Source organism: Neisseria sp. P0009.S007 (genome assembly GCF_051962515.1).
On the sequence record NZ_JBQCVF010000068.1, the window covers coordinates 1 to 5,984 of the forward strand.

Annotated in this window: 4 protein-coding genes and 1 tRNA gene; 1 reads left to right on the top strand and 4 read right to left on the bottom strand. The window is 47.9% G+C overall.

From position 1 onward, the window contains the following. Positions 1-2: 2 nt before the first annotated feature. The 4 genes from ACTHS3_RS07545 to ccoG form a co-directional block, all read right to left on the bottom strand. Positions 3-78 (bottom strand) — tRNA-Gly (locus tag ACTHS3_RS07545). A 95-nt stretch (positions 79-173) separates the two neighbouring features. Next, positions 174-734: a CDP-diacylglycerol--glycerol-3-phosphate 3-phosphatidyltransferase gene (gene pgsA / locus ACTHS3_RS07550; protein ID WP_003679552.1), complete on the bottom strand. Its 561-nt coding sequence runs from the start codon at positions 732-734 to the stop codon at positions 174-176. A gap of 676 nt (positions 735-1,410) precedes the next feature. Beyond that, a complete protein-coding gene (locus tag ACTHS3_RS07555) occupies positions 1,411-1,977 on the bottom strand; it encodes a FixH family protein (protein WP_039862483.1) in 567 nt (188 codons plus the stop codon). Between the two features lie 3 nt (positions 1,978-1,980). Then, entirely contained in the window at positions 1,981-3,465 is a 1,485-nt protein-coding gene (ccoG, locus tag ACTHS3_RS07560) for a cytochrome c oxidase accessory protein CcoG (RefSeq protein WP_004520803.1), read from the bottom strand. Between the two features lie 444 nt (positions 3,466-3,909). Between ccoG and tkt the strand changes: the two genes are divergently transcribed. Continuing rightward, positions 3,910-5,889: a transketolase gene (gene tkt / locus ACTHS3_RS07565; protein ID WP_039862482.1), complete on the top strand. Its 1,980-nt coding sequence runs from the start codon at positions 3,910-3,912 to the stop codon at positions 5,887-5,889. Positions 5,890-5,984: the final 95 nt, after the last annotated feature.

Below are 5,984 nucleotides of genomic sequence, written 5' to 3' on the forward strand. Positions count from 1 at the left end.
AATGGAGCGGGAAACGAGTCTCGAACTCGCGACCTCAACCTTGGCAAGGTTGCGCTCTACCAACTGAGCTATTCCCGCTCTGATAGTTTGTTGCTTCGTATATCGAAGAAGACGCAATTATTATGGATTTAATCGCGTGCGTCAAGTATTTTGTTTTTATTTTTTTTAAAAATTTATTTGAATTCTTTCCATGCCATTTTCAGGTAGTAGCACATGGACCAGATGGTCAATACAGATGCTATAAACATCAATATGTTACCAATGAGATAGAAAGGATCGTTATATTTGTCTGTGCCGATAAGCAAAAGGAAGATGGCGATCATTTGGGCGGTGGTTTTGAATTTGCCGATAGTGGCCACTGCAACGCTGCCGCGTTTGCCCATTTGTGCCATCCATTCGCGCAAGGCGGAAATGGTGATTTCCCGGCCGATAATAATCATGGCGAAGATGGCGTATGTTCTGCCAAGGCTGACGAGCAGGAGCAGGGCAACGGCAACCATGAGCTTGTCGGCAACGGGGTCGAGGAATGCACCGAAGTCGGAGGTTTGTTTCCAGCGGCGTGCTAAAAAGCCGTCGAACCAGTCTGTAATAGCTGCAAGTGCAAAGATGATAGCGGCTGTCCAGTTGACGGTTTGTGGTTGAATCCATGTGTTCGGTAAATAGAATAGGATGGTGAACACGGGGATTAATAGGACGCGCATCCAGGTAAGTAAAATAGGTATGTTCCAAGGCATGGTTTGGGATCTTTTGGATGATGTGTCGGGTTGTTCATTATAGCTTATTTGTTCACTCTGCTTTTTGAAGTGTTGTTTTTTTGCCGACAAGTATCTTGGGCATAGATTTTTGTCGTGTGGGTTGTGAAGAAAATCTGCTAAGGCCGTCTGAAAAATAGGCTGTTGCGGGGTGTAAATGTTTTTGGGTAGAAAAGTAGCTGCGAAATAGTGAGCAATAAGGTCTGCCTGCTGTTCGATATTTAATTGGTTGATGTGGGGTAAGGGGATAGGGTAGGCGTAAGCTTTGCGTTTTCTGTATCCGCCTTTGAGCATGATGAATAGGCCGGAAAGCCAAACTTTGTGACCGCGCTGGTGTTGCCAGACATGTGTCAGCTCATGAATCAGCCAGATTTTGTAGGCGATGCCGGCTTGAGTGAAATCATCAGGGCAGTGTTTACGAGGAAAGTATATGTTTCCATTGGGCGCAATGGCGGTATTGGCGTTGGGTATAAGTGGAATGCCGCGATATATTTTGATGTGGTGGAAGTCTATGCTGTCCGCAAAAACTTGTTTTGCCATACGGACTTCATTTTCGGTCAGTCTGCGCCAATCGGAAAAAATCATATTTGGAAGGGAATATAAGAGGGTATGAAGATTTCAGGCCGTCTGAAAGGTTTCAGACGGCCTGGGTCGGGATTTATTGTTCTGTTGAAGCGGCTTGTTTGCCGTTGTCGAACAATTTGTCCATAGGCGTCAGATTGACTGCATTGCCTTGGCTGACTATCCATTTGTTTTCAACACGCCATACGCCTGAGGCATCTTCAACGCGTAAGTACCAATGATTGGTTGGGCGTAAAGGTTTAAAGACGGCTTCGTATTCCATGCGGCCGTTTTGTGGTTCGGCTGTTACGGCGCGCAGCTTGACGGTTTGGTCATCGGCTTTGCGCGTCGGGTGCATCAACAATAGGTTTAATGGCTGTTTGGTATCGAATTGTCCGCTGACGAATACTTTGGCGGCATTCATATCCGGACTGATTAAGACCTGCACTTGAATTTGCCGTTTAACGGCTTCTTCATCACGGTGAAGTTGGATTTCGATGTGTTTGCCGTCTTTGTAGTAATCGTCAGACACCAAGTCTGTCGTGTGTTCTTTTGCGACGAAGAACATGGAAACGCTGGCGATAACGACGAAGATGGGGCCTGCCATCAGCACCCAGGGCCAAATATGTTTGTACCAAGGTTTGATTTTGGGTTGTGGGGACACCGTTTATTCTCCGATAAAGGTTGCTTTTTCTTCTAAAGTAGTCGGTTTGGAGTCGGCAGAGCCGGTCTCGCGATAGATAAAGGTAAATTCAATCGGATGGCTGCCTTTGTCGGCGTATTCGGGAATGGTAGATACCTGTACTGGGATGGTAACGGTTTCCCGCGGCGCAATTTTAATACCGTTTTCAGGCAGGCCGGTCAGCGCGATTTCGTCAAAGCCTTTGACGGTTGCGGTCATCAGTTGTTCGTTTTCACTATTGTTGATAATACGCAGGTTATAGGCATTTTCCAACCAGCCTTGGCTGTTTTCGCGAACCATGACACCACGGTCTTTCAGGATATCGACTTCGACCATTTTTCGGGTGGAAATGCCGACCAGGAAGGCGATGATGACCACCAGGAGTACTGCGCCATAACCAGCTACGCGCGGACGTTTCAAGCGTTTTTTGATGTCGCTTTCAGGGTATTCGTGTTCCAACGCGCCTTCGGTTGTATAACGGATCAAGCCGCGCTCGTAGCCCATTTTGTCCATGATTTCGTCGCAGGCATCGATACACGCCGCGCAGCCGATACATTGGTATTGCAAACCGTCGCGGATGTCGATACCGACGGGGCAGACTTGCACGCACATGGTGCAGTTGATGCAGTCGCCCAAGCCGCTGTCTTCTTTGTTGGCGGTTTTCTTGCGTGCGCCGCGCGGTTCGCCGCGTTCGGTATCGTAAGAAATAATCAGCGTGTCTTTGTCAAACATTGCACTTTGGAAACGTGCATACGGACACATATGCAGACACACTTTTTCGCGCATGATGTGGGCGAAGAAGAAAGTCATGAATCCGTAAAATGCTGCGGCAAACATTGCGCCGCCGCCTGCTGCTCCGGTGAATAAATCGGGAACAAATTGGCGGATCGGGATAAACCAGCCTGCAAAAGTGATACCTGTCCATGCGCAGACAAGGAAAATCAGCAGGTATTTGGTGGCCTTAATGCGAATTTTAGTAAAGTTCCAAGGCGATTTTTCCAGTTTTAGGCGTTTGTTTCTATCGCCTTCGACCAAGTTGTCAATCCACAGCATAATTTCGGTGTAAACCGTTTGCGGGCATGAATAGCCGCACCACAAACGACCGGCAATGGTTGTCCACCAAAACAATCCGAATGCGCAAATCATCAGCAGTAAGGCAAGGTAAATCAAATCGCCCATACCCAGCGACAGTCCGAAAATGAAGAAATGACGGTCAGGGATATTGAATAAAACCGCCTGACGGCCGCTCCAGTTGAACCATGGAATAACGTAAAATACAAACTGGGTCGCCAATACTGCGGCGATACGCAGTTTGGCAAAGCGTCCTTCCGCCTTTTTAGGATGGATGCGTTCGCCTTCAGGATGGATTTGAATCACGCTGGATTTAGGTTTGGAAGGTTTGGGCGGAGTGGCTTTTGCTGTTTTTTCTGTTGAGGGTGTGGTATTTTCAGCTTGGTTTTCTGGTGACATTTCAGTGTTCCTTGATGAAGTGCACACAAGCCTGTTGTCATGGTAGTAGTTTGATGTGGATATTTTCAGACGGCCTTTCGCGTGCATACAAATCATAACATTTGACTCTATTCAAAGCAAAAGAGGGACTTCGTATTAACGATGGATTCCTTGCGGCCGTTTGATGTAGGGCCGTCTGAAAAGGGCAGTATTCAAAGGTTTATGGTTCGGCATGTGTGCAAACTTATAGTGATTTGCTATTTACACGATAAAAATATATAAAGCACTGTTTCAAAACGAAATAACAGTTAATATCATCTGTCCCGTCCGTTTCGGGTAACCGAGTGGAAACAGGCCGTCTGACAAAGCGAATATCAAAAGCTATCCTTGAAAGCACGGCTGATTCAGGCGATAATCGGTACACCTTTTTTCATATTTCCAATCTTGTCCAAGGAAGGTCAAACCATGTCTCAACTGGCAAACGCAATCCGTTTCCTCTCAGTCGATGCCGTACAAAAAGCCAACTCAGGCCACCCGGGTGCGCCTATGGGTATGGCGGAAATGGCAGAAGTGTTGTGGACGAAGTTCCTCAATCATAATCCGGCCAACCCGAAATTCTACAACCGCGACCGTTTTGTCCTCTCCAATGGTCATGCTTCCATGATTCTTTACAGCCTGTTGCACCTGACCGGCTACAACGTTTCTATTGATGATCTGAAAAATTTCCGCCAACTGCACAGTAAAACCCCCGGCCATCCTGAATATGGCTACACCGACGGCGTGGAAACCACGACCGGTCCATTGGGACAAGGTATTGCCAACGCAGTGGGCATGGCTTTAGCCGAAAAAATCTTGGCTGCCGAATTTAATAAAGACGGTTTGAACATCGTTGACCACCACACCTACGTCTTCATGGGCGACGGTTGTATGATGGAAGGCGTATCGCACGAAGCCTGCTCGCTTGCCGGCACTTTAGGTTTGGGCAAACTGATTGTTTTATATGATGACAACAATATTTCCATTGACGGTAAAGTGGACGGTTGGTTTACCGAAAACATCCCGCAACGTTTTGAAAGCTACGGCTGGCAGGTGATTCCAAATGTAAACGGTCATGATACCGATGCCATTCAGACGGCCATTGAAGCCGCCCGCGCCGAAACCGGCAAACCTTCCCTGATTTGCTGCAAAACCTTAATCGGTAAAGGCAGTGCTAACAAAGAAGGCAGCCACAAAACCCACGGTGCGCCTTTGGGTGCGGACGAGATCGAAGCCACGCGCAAACATTTGGGTTGGGCTTATCCTGCGTTTGAAATCCCTCAAGAGATCTATGCTGCATGGGATGCAAAAGAAAAAGGCGCGAAACTTGAGGCCGAATGGAACGAACTCTTCGCTCAATATCAAGCCAAATATCCTGCCGAAGCCGCAGAATTTGTGCGTCGCATGGATAAAAAACTGCCTGAAAACTTCGATGCTTACGTTCAAGCCGCATTGAAAGAAGTGTGCGCCAAAGCAGAAACCATCGCCACCCGTAAAGCCAGCCAAAACAGCATCGAAATCTTGGCAAAAGAGCTGCCTGAATTGGTGGGCGGTTCTGCAGACTTGACCCCGTCCAACCTGACTGACTGGTCAAACAGCGTTTCCGTTACCCGCGAACACGGCGGCAACTATATTCACTACGGCGTTCGCGAGTTCGGCATGGGCGCAATCATGAACGGCCTTACCCTGCATGGCGGTGTTAAACCATTCGGCGCGACTTTCCTGATGTTCAGCGAATACGAGCGTAATGCTTTGCGTATGGCGTCGCTGATGAAAATCAACCCTGTATTTGTGTTCACTCACGATTCCATTGGTTTGGGCGAAGATGGTCCTACCCACCAACCTATCGAGCAAACTGCCACTCTGCGCCTAATTCCAAATATGGATGTATGGCGTCCATGCGATACCGTTGAATCTTTGGTGGCGTGGGCTGAAGCCGTTAAAGCTGCCGATCATCCGTCCAGCTTGATTTTCAGCCGTCAAAACCTGAAATTCCAAGCGCGTGATGAACAACAGCTGAACGACATCAAACGCGGTGGCTACGTCATCAGTGAAGCTCAAGGCAATGCACAAGCTGTTGTAATTGCTACCGGTTCTGAAGTTGAATTGGCTCTGGAAGCGCAAAAAGTATTGGCAGAACAAGGTATTGCCGTACGCGTTGTTTCCATGCCTTCTACCAATGTATTCGACCGTCAAGATGCCGCCTATAAAGCCGCTGTTCTGCCGGAAGGTTTGCCACGCGTAGCCATAGAAGCCGGACATGCCGACGGTTGGTATAAATACGTCGGTTTGAACGGCGCCGTGGTCGGTATCAACCGCTTCGGCGAGTCTGCACCTGCTGATTTGCTGTTCAAAGAATTCGGCTTTACCGTAGACAATGTGGTTGCCACTGTTAAATCTGTTTTGTAAATCAGATTTTTGATTGGGATAAAAAGGCCGTCTGAAATTTCAGACGGCCTTTTATTTTTCAGTCGGTTAAACAGTTTCTGTTTCAGGTTTGACCT